The organism is Streptococcus suis (genome assembly GCF_016775005.1).
GTDB lineage: Bacteria > Bacillota > Bacilli > Lactobacillales > Streptococcaceae > Streptococcus > Streptococcus suivaginalis.
In genome coordinates this window covers 1-13,724 of sequence record NZ_JAEUXI010000011.1, presented here as the reverse complement: position 1 = coordinate 13,724, position 13,724 = coordinate 1, and the positions used below count along the sequence as shown (strand labels likewise).

Below are 13,724 nucleotides of genomic sequence, written 5' to 3'. Positions count from 1 at the left end.
GGTCCTTCTTTCCTCTTAAAAGGGGAATAGGACCAACCGTTTCCTTCATTTTGATTATTCTTTTCCTGCTGCCTCTTCTGCTGCAAAGGCTGCCGCTGCGTCAGCTGCTGCTTTTGCACGTGCTTTTTCAAGATCATCTACGTGGATGATATCATCATCTTCACCTTCATCTAGGTCACGCAATTCTACTTCATTATCATCTTCATCAAGGACACGCATATCCAAACCAAGTGATTGCAATTCTTTGACAAGAACGCGGAATGATTCTGGAACACCTGGTTTTGGAATTGGTTTACCTTTTGTGATGGCTTCATAGGCTTTAAGACGGCCTGTCACATCATCTGACTTGTAAGTCAAGATTTCTTGGAGGACGTTTGAAGCACCATAGGCTTCAAGGGCCCAAACCTCCATCTCACCGAAACGCTGTCCACCAAACTGAGCCTTACCTCCGAGTGGCTGTTGGGTAACGAGTGAGTATGGTCCGACTGAGCGGGCATGAAGTTTATCATCAACCATGTGGTGAAGCTTGATCATGTACATGACACCAACAGATACACGGTTGTCAAACGGCTCACCTGTACGACCGTCGTAAAGAATGGTCTTAGCATCTGAGTCCATACCTGCTTCTTTAACAGTTGACCAGAGGTCTTCTGAACTTGCACCATCGAAAACTGGTGTTGCGATATGAATGCCCAAGTTGCGAGCCGCCATACCCAAGTGAAGTTCCATAACCTGACCGATGTTCATACGTGATGGCACCCCGAGTGGGTTCAACATGATGTCAACTGGTGTTCCGTCTGGAAGATATGGCATATCCTCAACAGGTACAATACGTGAAACGACACCCTTGTTACCGTGACGACCGGCCATCTTATCTCCGACCTTAATCTTACGTTTTTGAGCGATGTAAACACGAACCAACATGTTAACACCTGATTGCAATTCATCACCGTTGGCACGGGTAAAGATTTTCACATCACGAACGACACCATCTGCACCGTGAGGTACACGAAGAGAAGTATCACGTACTTCACGTGATTTGTCACCGAAGATAGCGTGCAAGAGGCGCTCTTCAGCAGAAAGATCTTTTTCACCTTTTGGTGTAACTTTACCAACAAGAATGTCGCCTTCTTTAACTTCAGCACCGATACGGATAATACCCATTTCATCCAAGTTGCGAAGAGCATCTTCACCAACGTTTGGAATTTCACGAGTAATTTCTTCAGGGCCTAACTTGGTATCGCGTGTTTCTGATTCATATTCTTCCAAGTGAACAGATGTATAGACATCGTCTTTCACAAGGCGTTCAGACATGATAACCGCGTCCTCAAAGTTATAACCTTCCCAAGTCATGTAGGCAACGATAGGGTTTTGACCAAGAGCCATTTCCCCACGTTCCATAGAAGGACCATCTGCGATGAAGTCACCTTTTTCAACGACATCACCCAATTTCACAAGGGTACGTTGGTTGTAGGCAGTACCTGAGTTTGAACGACGGAATTTTTGAATGCTATAAACATCCAAGGAACCATCTTCACGACGTACCTCTACCTTGTCCGCATCTGCGTAAACAACCTTACCATCATGTTGGGCAATAACTGCCGCACCTGAGTCATGGGCAGCCTGGTATTCCATACCTGTACCAACGTAAGGTGCTTTTGGATCAATCAATGGAACAGCCTGACGTTGCATGTTGGCACCCATGAGGGCACGGTTGGAGTCATCGTTTTCCAAGAAAGGAATACATGCTGTCGCAACGGCAACTACCTGTTTAGGTGAAACATCCATGAAGTCTGCTGAATCTGCTGGGAACTCTTGGTTATTACCTTGGTGACGTCCCATAACGATTTTATCAACGAAACGGTTGTTTTCATCAAGTGGTGAAGTTGATTGTGCTACGATGTAGGCATCTTCTTCATCCGCTGTCAACCAAACGATTTCGTTCGTTACTGTACCAGTTGCACGGTCGATCTTGCGGTATGGTGTTTGGATGAAACCATACTTGTTAAGGTGTCCGTAAGAAGACAAGTTGTTGATCAAACCGATGTTTGGTCCCTCAGGTGTTTCAATCGGACACATACGACCATAGTGGGTGTAGTGAACGTCTCGAACCTCATAACCAGCACGGTCACGAGTCAAACCACCAGGTCCCAAGGCTGACAAACGGCGTTTGTGAGACAACTCAGAAAGCGGGTTGTGTTGGTCCATGAACTGTGACAACTGAGATGAACCAAAGAATTCTTTGATCGCGGCTGTAACAGGACGGATATTGATGATTTGTTGTGGCGTCAATACTTCATTGTCTTGAACAGACATACGCTCACGCAAGTTACGTTCCATACGAGTCAAACCGATACGTACTTGGTTGGCAAGCAATTCACCAACGGCACGAATTCGACGGTTACCCAAGTGGTCAATATCATCTACACGACCAAGACCTTCAGCCAAATTGAGGAAGTAGCTCATCTCTGCCAAGATGTCCGCAGGTGTTACTGTACGTACGTTTTCCGCCGGATTAGCATTACCAATCACAGTGACTACACGATCTGGATCTTTTGGTGCAACAATCTTGAATTTCTGCAAAAGAACTGGCTCAGTTAAAACAGCGGAATCATTTGGAATATATTCCACCAAGTTGAGCTCGTCAAACTGGTCTTCAATACGGTCCAAAACATCACGGCTCAAGACTGTACCTGCTTCCAAGACAATCTCACCTGTTTCTCCATTAATCACGTGCTCCGCAAGTGTTTGATTAAACAAGCGTGTACGAAGGTTGAGCTTTTTATTAATCTTGTAACGACCAACAGGTGCTAAATCGTAACGACGTGGGTCAAAGAAACGAGCTGTCAGAAGGCTACGAGAGCTTTCAGCTGTCTTTGGTTCACCTGGACGAAGGCGCTCATAGATTTCCTTAAGCGCTTCATCTGTACGAGAATCAGCAGGGTTCTTGTGGATGTCTTTCTCGACAGTATTGCGAACCAATTCGCTATCACCAAAGATATCGAAGATTTCATCGTCACCTGAGAAACCAAGAGCACGTACAAGAGTTGTGAACGGAATCTTACGCGTACGGTCGATACGGGTATAGGCAATATCCTTAGAGTCTGTTTCCAATTCCAACCAGGCACCACGGTTAGGGATAACAGTTGAGCCGTAACCAACCTTACCGTTTTTATCCACCTTATCGTTGAAATAAACACCTGGTGAACGTACCAACTGAGAAACGATAATCCGCTCTGCACCGTTGATGATGAAGGTACCCATTTCAGTCATGATTGGGAATTCACCGAAGAAGACCTCTTGGGTTTTAATTTCACCAGTTTCCTTGTTGATCAAACGGAAGGTAACGAAAATTGGTGCAGAATAGTTGGCATCGTGTGCACGCGCCTCTTCCAAGGTATATTTTGGTTCCTTTAATTCATAACCAACAAATTCCAATTCCATGGTTTCTGTAAAGTTAGAAACCGGAAGCACATCTTCAAAGACTTCCTTCAAGCCATGGTCAAGAAAATCCTGGAAAGAATCCGTTTGGATTTCAATCAAATTTGGTAAATCAAGAACTTCCTTGATTCTTGAAAAACTACGACGGGTACGATGTTTCCCGTATTGAACGTCATGTCCTGCCAAGTTAATTCTCCTCTATTTTTCTATTGATTTTTCTGCAAAATCAAACACATTTGCCTTTTGTTAGAATTTTTAGAATCTTTAAGAATACATTACAATTCCTAAAAATCCATCAAATAGACACAAAAAGAGCAGTTAAATCTTCCTTGTTCAAGTATGATTTAACTGCTGTAAGCCTTGATTGGACAATATTTCAACCAAGACACACGACAAATAATTTAATCTATTTTACCATATTTTCTGCAAACTTGCAAGATTATTCCCCATCATTCGCCGTTGAAGTTTCTGTGTCAGAAGATGTGGATGTCTCTGACGAAGAACTATTTCTTGAGGCACCTGATGAAGAAGAGCGACTCGATGAAGAACTACTGTTTTTTCTCGTCTGCGAGCCAAAGAGAGAATTCCAAGCTGTTGCATAGTCACTATCTGTTCCGCCAATCATAAACTTATAGCTCGCTGTAGGCGCCCCATTCTTAGCCCAGTAACTCGTTGTCATAGCTCCCGAAACATTGTAGGTAAAGCCATTAACCTGAACACTTCCTGGACGTTGACCAGTCGAAGCCACCACACTAGAGGAGATCACGGAGTCATCCAACTCGAATCGACCTTCAAATAATTCAGGTGCCGCTTGATAAATAGCGTTTGATAAATATGCAGCATAATGTGGATTGTTGTTATAGCTAGCTAGGTCAGCCATCCTAGTATTATCGTCATAACCAGCCCAAGTTCCCAATGTAATCTGTGGTGTTGCTAACATCAGCCAAGCGTCGGCTGCTCCACTACTAGTACCTGTCTTACCAACGATATCTGTCTTTGCCATAATTTGAGGATTTATTGACTGCATCCAAGTAGCATAGTTTGTTGTTACACCAGAAGAAATAACTCCTTTTAACAATTGCATCATAATGCTTGAAGTAGCTTTAGAGTACACCTGTACAGGTTCAGCAATATGTTGATAAATAACTGTGCCATCTGGAGCTGTTATACTTTCAACGATATAGCGCTCGTTGTAAACCCCACCATTTGCTAAGGTTTGATATGCATTTGTATTCGTCGCTACAGAAACCTCTACACCTCCACCAAGAGGGAGACTTTCAATATCATAGTTAGAAATCTGATAATTCATTTTTTCCATATAACTCTGAACATCAACACCGGACTGTTGCAATAACTTATATGTCCAAAACGCCGGAATATTCACAGACCGATTAAGAGCCGTCTGTAAATCTATTTTCCCAGTACCAATACTATTGACATGCATAATTTGCTCGCCACTTGAGAAGGTTGCAGGATAATCTGACAACACACTGGCAGATCCCATCAACCCTTGATCAATAGCAATTCCATAAGCAAGAATAGGTTTTATCGTCGAAGCCGGCGAACGTAATGTACTAAAGGCATGGTTGTTTTGGTTCTGAGAATAATCTCTACCTCCAACAAAACCTAAAACTGCACCTGTCTTATTGTTCAACAATACTGAGCCAGTTTCAACTAGGGCACCACCATCATCAAGCAAATATCCATAATTAGCAGTAGCTGCTTGCATAGCGTCATAGATGGTCTTATTGACAGTACTTTTAATGACGTAACCACCTAAGCTCAACTCTTCTGCAGCCATTTCTCTATAAGCTGCGACCGTTTCGTCATTTTTCAAATCACTCTCTGACACCTTGTCCCGAGTCACCAAGTAATCGTACATCCGCTCCTTGGCCTCATCCATAACAGCGTAATACAAGAAGTCTTTGGTATCTCCCGTGACAGGGTTCGGAGCAAGGAAATCCTGTGTAATGTCATAGGCTTGATAGGTTTCGTACTCTTCCTTAGTCAGATATTCCGCACGGTACATGTTGTACAGAACATCCTTGTAGCGAGCAAGCCCGTAGCTCATATTTTCAGCGGATTTCAGGCTACCATCTGATGAGTAAGGCGAGTAAACAATCGGACTCTGTGGTAAACCGGCAATAAAGGCCGCTTGCGGAACTGTCAACTCACTAGCAGGTTTTCCAAAAATCCCTTGGGCTGCCTCTTCTACCCCTGCGATGTTCTTGCCTTGGTTATTACGGCCAAAGGGCGAGACATTGAGATAGGTTGTTAAGATCTCTTCCTTGGTCATAGTCCGCTCCAAGGCAAGGGCTGAGACAATTTCATTTGCCTTTCGAGAAAAGGTCGGTGCATCCCCTACTAGCTGCTGTTTGATTAACTGCTGGGTCAAGGTCGAACCACCACTTGAAGAACCGAGTCCTACTGAACCCAGGGCAGCTCGAATCACCGCCTTAGGAACCACACCATTATGGCTTTCAAAGGTCTCGTCCTCTGTTGCAATGACCGCTTGCTTGAGGTAGTCCGAAATTTGAGCACTCTCAACTGGAGTACGCAGCAAATCCGAATTGACCTCCGACACCAGGGTCCCATCTTGATAGGTGACCGTCGAAATCCGTGTCAATTGTGTCACTTCCGAAACCAATTCCGTCGATTCTGGTACTTCAACAGAATCAAAAAGACTGCCAATGTAACCTAAACCGACACCCACACCAAATACCCCGATTAAGCCAAGGATAACAGTGATAGAATTGATCATCAATTTCATACTTCTCAAAAGAACACTTATCCAGTCACGTCCTGTAAAGTTCAAAGGCTCTTTTGGGCTGTTTTTCTTGTTTTTAGACATAAAAAACTCCTTATCCTATCCATTATACCAAATTTTGTTTCTTTTCAACGATTTCATGGTATAATAAGAGGGAATTTTTATGATACTAGCGGTTCAAAAACAGGGGAAATGATTTCCAGCTCCTGGCCTTGGTCCGTTAGTTTAGATTGTGAAGACTAGCACGCCCTATAAAAGGCCTCCTTTCTGTAGCCATCCAAGGCTTGCAGCAATTTGGTCTTGTTTTCTTTTGGCGTATTAGAAATCTCAAATCAGCTATAAGGAGAAGAGTATGAACATTTTTGAAGAACTAAAAGCTCGTGGCTTGGTCTTTCAAACGACAGATGAAGAAGCCTTGGTAAAAGCATTGACAGAAGGACAGGTTTCTTATTACACAGGCTACGATCCAACAGCAGATAGTTTACACTTGGGGCACTTGGTTGCTATCTTAACTAGCCGTCGCTTGCAGTTAGCTGGTCACAAGCCTTACGCCCTAGTTGGCGGTGCAACTGGTCTGATTGGCGACCCTTCCTTCAAGGATGCGGAGCGCAGCTTGCAAACCAAAGATACCGTGGACGGTTGGGTAACAAAAATCCAAGGTCAGCTCTCCCGTTTCTTAGATTTTGAAAATGGTGACAACAAGGCCGAAATGGTCAACAACTATGACTGGTTCTCAGACATCAGCTTTATCGACTTCCTCCGTGATGTTGGTAAATACTACACAGTCAATTACATGATGAGCAAAGACTCTGTGAAAAAACGGATTGAGACAGGGATTTCCTACACCGAGTTTGCCTATCAAATCATGCAGGGTTATGACTTCTATGAACTCAATGACAAGCACAATGTGACCCTACAAATCGGGGGTTCTGACCAGTGGGGTAACATGACAGCAGGTACTGAATTGCTTCGCCGCAAGGCTGACAAGTCTGGTCACGTGATGACTGTTCCCCTTATCACCGACTCAACAGGTAAGAAGTTTGGTAAGTCAGAGGGCAACGCTGTTTGGCTCGATGCCGATAAGACTTCTCCGTATGAAATGTACCAATTCTGGCTCAATGTCATGGACGACGATGCCGTTCGTTTCTTGAAAATCTTTACCTTCTTGTCACTGGATGAGATTGCTGAAATCGAGAAACAATTTGACGCTGCCCGTCACGAACGCCTAGCTCAGAAGATTTTGGCTAAGGAAGTCGTGACACTGGTCCACGGTGAAGAAGCCTATAACCAAGCCCTTAATATTACCGAGCAATTGTTCGCTGGCAATATCAAAAACCTATCCGCGAAAGAACTCAAGCAGGGCCTCAGCAACGTTCCAAACTACGCTGTCCAGGCTGAAGACAACCTTAACATCGTTGAACTCTTGGTTACCTCTGGTATTGTCAACTCAAAACGCCAAGCTCGTGAAGATGTAGCAAATGGTGCCATCTATGTCAACGGTGAGCGTGTGCAGGACTTGGACTATACTCTTTCTGACAGCGACAAGATTGACGGCGAGTTGACCGTTATCCGCCGTGGGAAGAAGAAGTATTCTGTTTTGACTTATTAATATTTTTCAAGGAAATCCTATGTGATTTCCTTTTCTGCTAACCTAGGAGAAAAGACATGACCTGCATTTTTTGCCACCAACTCAAAGAAGAAGATATTCTCTACCAGACAGAGCATTTCAAGGTTGTCTGGGACATTGACCCTATTCAAACAGGACATCTGCTGATTATCAGCAAGGAACACTATGACACGCTCAGCCAAGTCCCTCCTGCTGTTCGCTATGAACTGTCAGACCTAGAAGTCTTGTTGACTGAAAAACTCTGTCAAGCATTGACAATTGACGGCGTGACCATAGCCTGCAACGACCGCTTGTTTGACGCTGGCACCCATTTCCATGTCCACCTGATTCCACGCTTTCAATCAGACGGCTTCTGGGACCAAATTTCACTTGCACAAGTCCAACTAGACCTGCATAGATTTCTCAAAGCATTATAAAAAGCAGCCCGACGGCTGCTTTTTCGCTTATATCAACTCTTCCACTTCATAGATAGTATCATCCAGCACCTCTTGGTACTGTTCCAAGTCATAGGCCACAGAGGTTTCCACCTCCGCCAACTGCTCTTCCAGCTGGATTTTCACATCTTCCACCCCGTCCAAGTCCAAGAGGTGATTGGTCACATGCTTGACACAGTTTTGGCACGATAAGTTTTTCAATTTCAAAGTTTGCTTCATCTTCTTTCTCCTTTTGCATGATGCCCACAGGTACATTGCCCCGCCAAACACCGACAAGCGATTTGCTCGGGTGCGGTCTTTTGTAGCTGCGAGATTTTGCTGGCCAGACTTTCAAGGCTTTTTTGGGAAAATATCCCTGTGTCTAGCAGTTTTTCAACCAGTTTCCCCTGTTTTGTGGAACATATGGTAGCTAGTAAGAGCTCCACCTGCCCCTGCAAATGCTCCTCTTCACTGATCAGCGGATAATAGTGGTACTTGCTGGTTTCCTTATCCATTCTCAAATAGTTTTTCTTCCGCAGCCGCCCCAAGAGTGTCTTAATGGTCGTCGCCTGCCAATCAAAGCCTTCCTGCAAGGCCTGAATAATTTCCTGAGAAGTTGCACCAGGCTGGGCCCACAGGACCCGCATGACCTGCCACTCCGCAGCAGAAATTGTCTGCTCCACACACACACCTCCAATCACATTTCTACATTCAGTTTACATTTGTAGTCAAAAAATGTCAAGAAGAAAGACTGAACATCTTGCCCAGTCTTCTCATTATTCTTAGTGAGCCAGCATTTCCTGACCAATTTCCAAACCAGTCAAACCAACTGGATAGTAAGTCGGCCAGTTTTCCAATTCTTCCAAAAGTTTTTCTTGGCTCTCTCCACCAAAATAGATATGGAAGTGACCTGTTTTGACAGGTGCGATATTGTGGTCACTAAATTGAACATACTTATAGTTGCCAGCATTTGCATCCGTTGCTTCAAACAAGAAACGAACACCACGATTTCCTTTTTTATAGGTCAAAATCTTATAACCCACATACTTATATGTGAATTTTTCTTTCTTATCTCCCACTACAAATTCCATGGTATTATCTGTAATGTTAATTTGATCAACATCTGTTTTGTAGCCTGTATCGTAATAAGCCTTGTACTCTTCAGCTGTCATACCACCTTTGATCTTAGCCTTGTAATCCCAGACCTGATCTAGCGTCCCATCAAGCAAGTATGGATAAACAGATTGCCACTCACCTGCATAATCTGAAAGAGTACGATCTTTTACGGCACTATCTTCAAAATAACCATTATAGACAGTTTGCGCAGTCTCAGCACCTTCTTCTGGCAAGATCTCTACACCTGCTTGGCTGGTTGTTTTTGCCAAGGCCGCCAAGTTGGCTTCCATGATGGAAATATAGTCCTCGCCCTTGTCCATAGCCTCTGTCGTCAAGCTCTCCAAAGTATCAAGGACATCCAGCTCAACACCTGTTTCCTTAGCCAAGGTTTCTGCCACTGCTGAAGAAGCATTCTCTTCAAAATAGATGTACTTGATGCCATAGGTCTTGATGTATTCAGCCAATTCTGCCAAGCGAGTTGCCGTAGGCTCTTGGTCTGCAGAGACACCGGTGATGGATACTTGGTGCAAACCATAGTCCAAAGCCAAGTAAGCAAAGGCAGTGTGCTGGGTAACAAAGTATTTTTGCTTAGCAGCTGACAAGGTTTCTGTGTATTGAGAATGCAGATCTTCTAGCTTTTCAATATAGGCTGCCGCATTTTCTTCAAAAACAGCTTTTTTCTCAGGGTACTGGGCAATCAAACCATCCCGAATGGTTTCTACTAAGGTAATGGAACGTTCCGGCGACAACCAAACGTGTGGGTCATATGCGTGATTATGTTCTTCCCCTTCAGCATGGTCATGTTCTTCTTCCTCGCTACCAGGTAAGAGCAACATTCCCTCCGTCGCCTTGATGACACCAACCTGTTCTGTATCAATAGTATCCAGTACATCTGGAACCCATGTTTCCATATTTTCATTTTCATAAACAAAAGCATCTGCCTCTTGGATACGAGCAATATCTTTAGCTGACGGCTCATAACCATGAACCTCTGTCCCTGCCTTAACCAACAGATCAACATTTGCCTCATCACCTGCCACCTGCTTGGTGAACTCATAGACAGGATAAAAGGTAGTCACGATGTTCAACTCATCATCCTGAGAAGCTGTGCTATTGCCGCAGGCCGACAAAGCCAAAAGCGATAAACTCAAACCTAAAACTGCTAATTTTTTCATAATTCCTCCTATTTTTTAAACTTGGCTACTAGATTCACCAACAAGAAAATACTAATAAAAATCAAAGTGATGCTGGCACTTGCAGGTGTTTCAGCATAGTAAGACGTCAACAAACCAGTGACCATTCCAAAGAAACCAATCGACATCCCGATCACAATCACCGACTTGAAATTTTTCCCTAGACGAAGCGCAATGGCTGCAGGCAAGACCATGATGGTTGAGACCAAGAGGGCACCAGCCGCAGGAATCATCAGGGCAATGGCGACACCTGTCACCACATTAAAGGCAATAGACATGGCACGTACTGGTAAACCGTCCACAAAAGCTGTATCCTCATCAAAGGTCAAGATATACATAGGACGTAGGAAAAGAAGAGTCAACAAGATAACCGCACCTGCAATACCAAACAAAGCCCAGACCTGTTCTTGGCTAATAGTGACAATCGATCCAAACAGATATTGATCTAAACTCAAACTCGACTTACCGCCAGACTTATTCATGACAATAAGAGAAATAGCCAGACCTGTTGACATCAAAATAGCCGTACCGATTTCCATAAAGTTTTTATAGATCGTCCGCAAGTACTCAAGAAAGACTGCTGCCACAATCACAACAAGTAAGGTTGACACAGTCGGAGAAATCCCCAAAACCAAACCAAACGCCACACCTGCTAAGGAAACGTGACTAAGGGTATCTGACATCAAACTCTGTCTTCTGAGAATGAGAAAAACACCCAGGATTGGCGAAAACAAACTCATAGCAATAATTGCCAAAAAAGCCCGCTGCATGAAATCATACTGGAAAATAGACAGATCAAACATGGCCTACCTCCGTTTCTAGTTCCGCATCATGAACATTGAAACAACGCCAAGGTGAAGCCTGGTCACGAACCAAGTGAATATTGCGATCTGCATACCGACTCAACTCATCAGGATCATGAGTAATCATCAAAACAGCCTTTCCATGCTTTTTCGCAGAATGGTGCATTAACTTATAAAAGGCATCCTTGGTACCACTGTCCATACCAGTAGTCGGCTCATCCAGAATGAAAATATCCGGATCAGATGCAAACATCCGAGCAATGACAGCCCGTTGCTTTTGTCCACCGCTCAATGAACCCAGTTTTTTATCTCGATGATCCCACATACCAACTGATTCCAAACTCTTCTTCACATGTTCCTCATCGTGAGCCGTCAACCGTCTAAACCAACCCTGCCTTGGGTAACGCCCCGAACGAACAAATTCCAAAACAGTACTTGGAAAACCAGCATTAAAACTAGCAATCTGCTGTGGGAGATAGGCCATCCGCAATTTCTTACCCGAAATACTCTTATCAGAAATCACAACAGTGCCAGACAAAGGTTTCAAAATTCCCAGCGTCGCACGAATCAAAGTCGACTTTGCTGCTCCATTCTCTCCAGTAAGTGTTACAAATTCTCCACTATCCAAATGATAATGAATGTGCTCTAAGACCGGTTCTTGTTCATATGAAAAAGACAAGTCTTCAACAGTGATATATCTCATTACTTTTTAATTTTCCCAACTAAATCAGTCAAAAAACGACCAATAATCTCTTGTTCCTCTTGGCTATAAGCAGCCAATACTTCGTCATAAGTAGCAATCGTTAATTCATGATGATGCGCATGTTCTAAAGCAATTGGCTTGGCCTTATCAGTCAACTGATACCGAATGATTCGTGCATCCTTTTCATCCCGCATCCCCATCAACATATCTTTTGCCAACAAAGATTTAACAGCCTTGGTAATAGCAGCCTGGCTAACCCCCAATTCCTTGGCGATTTCAGAACTAGTATATGACTTATTCTCAATCAACATCAAGATATGTTCCTGTGTATTAGTCAGCGTTTCTTGACTCTGGCAAGACCCAACCAAAATTTCCAAATGATTTTCAGAACTCAGGATAATCTCCTGTAATTTGACTTCTATTAAATGCGCAAGCTTACTCATAAGTATTTCCTTAATCAATTAATTGTTAACTTGTTAAGTATATCATAAAAAATTGAAAATGCAAGCAAAAAGAAAGAACTTTCAAGAAAAACTTGAAAGTTCTTTTCAACTATACCGGCGGCCGGGGTCGAACCGGCACGTCCTTGCGGACACTGGATTTTGAGTCCAGCGCGTCTGCCAATTCCGCCACGCCGGCTTATAGTTGTAACTGGGGTAGCTGGATTCGAACCAACGAATGAGGGAGTCAAAGTCCCTTGCCTTACCGCTTGGCGATACCCCATTAATAAAAATAGGCGAGTGAGGGGAATCGAACCCCCGAATGTCAGAGCCACAATCTGATGTGTTAACCACTTCACCACACCCGCCATCTACACGGGCAGTAGGAATTGAACCCACACTGAAGGTTTTGGAGACCTTAGTTCTACCTTTAAACTATGCCCGTAAAGGTATGGAGAGAGAGGGATTCGAACCCCCGAACCCGAAGGAGCGGATTTACAGTCCGCCGCGTTTAGCCTCTTCGCTATCTCTCCAGAATATTAAGTTAATGGCGCGAGACGGAATCGAACCGCCGACACATGGAGCTTCAATCCATTGCTCTACCAACTGAGCTACCGAGCCAAATTGCGGGAGCAGGATTTGAACCTACGACCTTCGGGTTATGAGCCCGACGAGCTACCTAGCTGCTCCATCCCGCGCTAATCAAAAGGAGGATGTGGGATTCGAACCCACGCACGCTTTTACACGCCTGACGGTTTTCAAGACCGTTCCCTTCAGCCGGACTTGGGTAATCCTCCAATAAATACAGTCCGTACGGGATTCGAACCCGTGTTACCGCCGTGAAAAGGCGGTGTCTTAACCCCTTGACCAACGGACCATATATGGGCACGAGTGGAATCGAACCACCGACCTCACGCTTATCAGGCGTGCGCTCTAACCATCTGAGCTACGCGCCCAAACAAAAGTTTGGGTAGAACATATTTAGTTCAAAGCGGGTGACGAGAATCGAACTCGCGACAACAGCTTGGAAGGCTGTAGTTTTACCACTAAACTACACCCGCTTAAAATGGGAGTTAACGGGATCGAACCGCTGACCCTCTGCTTGTAAGGCAGATGCTCTCCCAGCTGAGCTAAACTCCCTTGCGCTAAGCGACTACCGTATCTCACAGGGGGCAACCCCCAACTACTTCAGGCGTTCTAGGGCTTAACTGCTGTGTTCGG

10 protein-coding genes and 12 tRNA genes are annotated in these 13,724 nt (G+C 44.3%); 2 read left to right on the top strand and 20 right to left on the bottom strand.

Annotated features, from left to right (window positions below):
• Nucleotides 1-54 precede the first annotated feature (54 nt).
• Nucleotides 55-3,627, bottom strand: a complete 3,573-nt coding sequence (rpoB, locus tag JNG37_RS09570) for a DNA-directed RNA polymerase subunit beta (protein WP_202848364.1) — start codon at nt 3,625-3,627, stop codon at nt 55-57.
• A gap of 253 nt (nt 3,628-3,880) precedes the next feature.
• Nucleotides 3,881-6,292: a penicillin-binding protein PBP1B gene (pbp1b, locus tag JNG37_RS09565; protein ID WP_202848363.1), complete on the bottom strand. Its 2,412-nt coding sequence runs from the start codon at nt 6,290-6,292 to the stop codon at nt 3,881-3,883.
• A 268-nt stretch (nt 6,293-6,560) separates the two neighbouring features.
• Here pbp1b and tyrS point away from each other — a divergent pair, with 268 nt between their 5' ends.
• A complete protein-coding gene (tyrS, locus tag JNG37_RS09560; RefSeq protein WP_024407354.1) occupies nt 6,561-7,817 on the top strand; it encodes a tyrosine--tRNA ligase in 1,257 nt (418 codons plus the stop codon).
• A 56-nt stretch (nt 7,818-7,873) separates the two neighbouring features.
• Entirely contained in the window at nt 7,874-8,251 is a 378-nt protein-coding gene (locus tag JNG37_RS09555; protein ID WP_202848362.1) for an HIT family protein, read from the top strand.
• 27 nt (nt 8,252-8,278) lie between these two features.
• Here JNG37_RS09555 and JNG37_RS09550 read toward each other — a convergent pair whose 3' ends face one another.
• The 18 genes from JNG37_RS09550 to JNG37_RS09465 form a co-directional block, all read right to left on the bottom strand.
• Nucleotides 8,279-8,488: a heavy-metal-associated domain-containing protein gene (locus JNG37_RS09550; protein WP_202848361.1), complete on the bottom strand. Its 210-nt coding sequence runs from the start codon at nt 8,486-8,488 to the stop codon at nt 8,279-8,281.
• Nucleotides 8,485-8,931: a CopY/TcrY family copper transport repressor gene (locus JNG37_RS09545; RefSeq protein WP_202848360.1), complete on the bottom strand. Its 447-nt coding sequence runs from the start codon at nt 8,929-8,931 to the stop codon at nt 8,485-8,487. Before JNG37_RS09545 ends, JNG37_RS09550 begins: the two co-directional genes overlap by 4 nt.
• A gap of 99 nt (nt 8,932-9,030) precedes the next feature.
• On the bottom strand, nt 9,031-10,539 hold the full coding sequence (locus JNG37_RS09540; protein WP_202848359.1) for a zinc ABC transporter substrate-binding protein AdcA: 1,509 nt from the start codon (nt 10,537-10,539) through the stop codon (nt 9,031-9,033).
• 8 nt (nt 10,540-10,547) lie between these two features.
• On the bottom strand, nt 10,548-11,360 hold the full coding sequence (locus JNG37_RS09535; protein WP_202848358.1) for a metal ABC transporter permease: 813 nt from the start codon (nt 11,358-11,360) through the stop codon (nt 10,548-10,550).
• Nucleotides 11,353-12,063, bottom strand: a complete 711-nt coding sequence (locus JNG37_RS09530; protein ID WP_202848357.1) for a metal ABC transporter ATP-binding protein — start codon at nt 12,061-12,063, stop codon at nt 11,353-11,355. Before JNG37_RS09530 ends, JNG37_RS09535 begins: the two co-directional genes overlap by 8 nt.
• The gene (locus JNG37_RS09525) at nt 12,063-12,506 is read right to left on the bottom strand and encodes a zinc-dependent MarR family transcriptional regulator (protein WP_202848356.1); all 444 of its coding nucleotides are present in this window, start codon (nt 12,504-12,506) and stop codon (nt 12,063-12,065) included. The genes JNG37_RS09530 and JNG37_RS09525 overlap by 1 nt, the downstream gene beginning before the upstream one ends.
• A 112-nt stretch (nt 12,507-12,618) precedes the next feature.
• Nucleotides 12,619-12,702 (bottom strand) — tRNA-Leu (locus JNG37_RS09520).
• A 12-nt stretch (nt 12,703-12,714) separates the two neighbouring features.
• A tRNA-Gln gene (locus tag JNG37_RS09515) sits at nt 12,715-12,786 on the bottom strand.
• A gap of 12 nt (nt 12,787-12,798) precedes the next feature.
• A tRNA-His gene (locus JNG37_RS09510) sits at nt 12,799-12,871 on the bottom strand.
• A 6-nt stretch (nt 12,872-12,877) separates the two neighbouring features.
• Nucleotides 12,878-12,948 (bottom strand) — tRNA-Trp (locus JNG37_RS09505).
• 7 nt (nt 12,949-12,955) lie between these two features.
• Nucleotides 12,956-13,036, bottom strand: a tRNA-Tyr gene (locus JNG37_RS09500).
• 15 nt (nt 13,037-13,051) lie between these two features.
• Nucleotides 13,052-13,124, bottom strand: a tRNA-Phe gene (locus JNG37_RS09495).
• Between the two features lie 3 nt (nt 13,125-13,127).
• A tRNA-Met gene (locus tag JNG37_RS09490) sits at nt 13,128-13,201 on the bottom strand.
• 9 nt (nt 13,202-13,210) lie between these two features.
• A tRNA-Ser gene (locus JNG37_RS09485) sits at nt 13,211-13,300 on the bottom strand.
• 8 nt (nt 13,301-13,308) lie between these two features.
• Nucleotides 13,309-13,380 (bottom strand) — tRNA-Glu (locus tag JNG37_RS09480).
• Between the two features lie 5 nt (nt 13,381-13,385).
• Nucleotides 13,386-13,459, bottom strand: a tRNA-Ile gene (locus tag JNG37_RS09475).
• Between the two features lie 34 nt (nt 13,460-13,493).
• Nucleotides 13,494-13,564: transfer RNA gene (locus tag JNG37_RS09470), tRNA-Gly, on the bottom strand.
• A 6-nt stretch (nt 13,565-13,570) separates the two neighbouring features.
• Nucleotides 13,571-13,643: transfer RNA gene (locus JNG37_RS09465), tRNA-Val, on the bottom strand.
• Nucleotides 13,644-13,724 lie beyond the last annotated feature (81 nt).

Bases quoted from the DNA above. Each gene is read 5' to 3' on its own strand.
- pbp1b (WP_202848363.1), bottom strand. From the start codon at position 6,292: ATGTCTAAAAACAAGAAAAACAGCCCAAAAGAGCCTTTGAACTTTACA.
- tyrS (WP_024407354.1), top strand. From the start codon at position 6,561: ATGAACATTTTTGAAGAACTAAAAGCTCGTGGCTTGGTCTTTCAAACG.
- JNG37_RS09555 (WP_202848362.1), top strand. From the start codon at position 7,874: ATGACCTGCATTTTTTGCCACCAACTCAAAGAAGAAGATATTCTCTAC.
- JNG37_RS09550 (WP_202848361.1), bottom strand. From the start codon at position 8,488: ATGAAGCAAACTTTGAAATTGAAAAACTTATCGTGCCAAAACTGTGTC.
- JNG37_RS09540 (WP_202848359.1), bottom strand. From the start codon at position 10,539: ATGAAAAAATTAGCAGTTTTAGGTTTGAGTTTATCGCTTTTGGCTTTG.
- JNG37_RS09535 (WP_202848358.1), bottom strand. From the start codon at position 11,360: ATGTTTGATCTGTCTATTTTCCAGTATGATTTCATGCAGCGGGCTTTT.
- JNG37_RS09530 (WP_202848357.1), bottom strand. From the start codon at position 12,063: ATGAGATATATCACTGTTGAAGACTTGTCTTTTTCATATGAACAAGAA.
- JNG37_RS09525 (WP_202848356.1), bottom strand. From the start codon at position 12,506: ATGAGTAAGCTTGCGCATTTAATAGAAGTCAAATTACAGGAGATTATC.